The sequence below is a fragment of the Streptococcus suis genome, assembly GCF_002964045.1.
GTDB classification, from domain to species: Bacteria; Bacillota; Bacilli; order Lactobacillales; family Streptococcaceae; genus Streptococcus; species Streptococcus suis_U.
Genome location: NZ_POPB01000599.1, coordinates 1 through 302, shown reverse-complemented (window position 1 = coordinate 302; position 302 = coordinate 1). Strand labels below are relative to the sequence as shown.

The following is a 302-nucleotide window of genomic DNA, read 5'->3' as shown; positions in this document are numbered from 1 at the left end:
AAGAAATGAAAGAATTTTATATTGGAGACCAATTTTATTTGGACGGTGAACCCTTTAAGATTTTATCAGGCGCGATTCATTATTTTCGTGTCCATCCTGATGATTGGTACCATTCTTTGTATAACTTAAAGGCCCTTGGTTTTAATACGGTTGAAACCTATGTCCCTTGGAATATGCATGAACCTCGAAAGGGTGAGTTTTGTTACGAGGGTATATTGGATATTGAGCGATTTTTGAAATTGGCTCAAGAATTAGGGCTTTATGCAATTGTACGTCCTTCCCCTTATATTTGTGCGGAGTGG

1 protein-coding gene is annotated in these 302 nt (G+C 37.7%); it reads left to right on the top strand.

All coding sequences use genetic code 11. The features are described 5' to 3' along the window. Window positions 1-5: 5 nt before the first annotated feature. Window positions 6-302: beta-galactosidase (locus C1E99_RS13070; protein WP_193441823.1), on the top strand; the 297-nt coding region annotated here is incomplete at its 3' end.